This is a genomic window from Pradoshia eiseniae (assembly GCF_002946355.1).
GTDB classification, from domain to species: domain Bacteria; phylum Bacillota; class Bacilli; order Bacillales; family Pradoshiaceae; genus Pradoshia; species Pradoshia eiseniae.
Genome location: NZ_PKOZ01000053.1, coordinates 1 through 832 on the forward strand (window position 1 = coordinate 1; position 832 = coordinate 832).

The 832-nt window shown below is 48.3% G+C and carries 5 tRNA genes and 1 rRNA gene; all 6 read right to left on the reverse strand.

The annotated features are described in order from the left end of the window. Window positions 1-2 precede the first annotated feature (2 nt). Window positions 3-74 (reverse strand) — tRNA-Gly (locus tag CYL18_RS18995). 7 nt (window positions 75-81) lie between these two features. Next, window positions 82-163, reverse strand: a tRNA-Leu gene (locus tag CYL18_RS19000). Window positions 164-174: 11 nt separating this feature from the next. After that, a tRNA-Lys gene (locus CYL18_RS19005) sits at window positions 175-250 on the reverse strand. A 6-nt stretch (window positions 251-256) separates the two neighbouring features. Then, a tRNA-Thr gene (locus CYL18_RS19010) sits at window positions 257-332 on the reverse strand. A gap of 97 nt (window positions 333-429) precedes the next feature. Beyond that, window positions 430-505, reverse strand: a tRNA-Val gene (locus CYL18_RS19015). A gap of 10 nt (window positions 506-515) precedes the next feature. Next, a 5S ribosomal RNA gene (gene rrf, locus CYL18_RS19020) occupies window positions 516-632 on the reverse strand. Window positions 633-832: the final 200 nt, after the last annotated feature.

Here is an 832-nt window from a genome sequence, read left to right on the forward strand (position 1 = left end):
GGAGCGGAAGACGGGATTCGAACCCGCGACCCCCACCTTGGCAAGGTGGTGTTCTACCACTGAACTACTTCCGCATATAAGTGCGGGTGAAGGGAGTCGAACCCCCACGCCGTAAGGCGCCAGATCCTAAGTCTGGTGCGTCTGCCAATTCCGCCACACCCGCATATTTATAAATGGTGAGCCATGAAGGACTCGAACCTTCGACCCTCTGATTAAAAGTCAGATGCTCTACCGACTGAGCTAATGGCTCATGAAGTGGTGCCGGCAAGAGGACTTGAACCCCCAACCTACTGATTACAAGTCAGTTGCTCTACCAATTGAGCTACACCGGCGAATCATGTGTTAGTTTTCTTAACGAAGACTTTTTTATTTTATCGGTTCTTCTCGCTAATTTCAAGTAGAAATTTTTGGAAGTTTTTTTAAGGTAAGTGGTGGAGGATGACGGGATCGAACCGCCGACCCTCTGCTTGTAAGGCAGATGCTCTCCCAGCTGAGCTAATCCTCCATATCTATTTGCCTGGCGACGTCCTACTCTCGCAGGGACGTGAGTCCCAACTACCATCGGCGCTGAAGAGCTTAACTTCCGTGTTCGGAATGGGAACGGGTGTGACCTCTTCGCCATCGCCACCAGACTTCTTCGTCAGCGACATTTATTATTCTAACATCATTTCTGACTTTAGTCAAGAGTTTTTTTGAACTTTTTTCACTCTCTCAAAACTGGATAATGTCTGTTCATGCAAAGTGTGCGTTTGTTCTTGGTTAAGTCCTCGAACGATTAGTATCCGTCAGCTCCATGTGTCACCACACTTCCACCTCGGACCTATCTACCTGA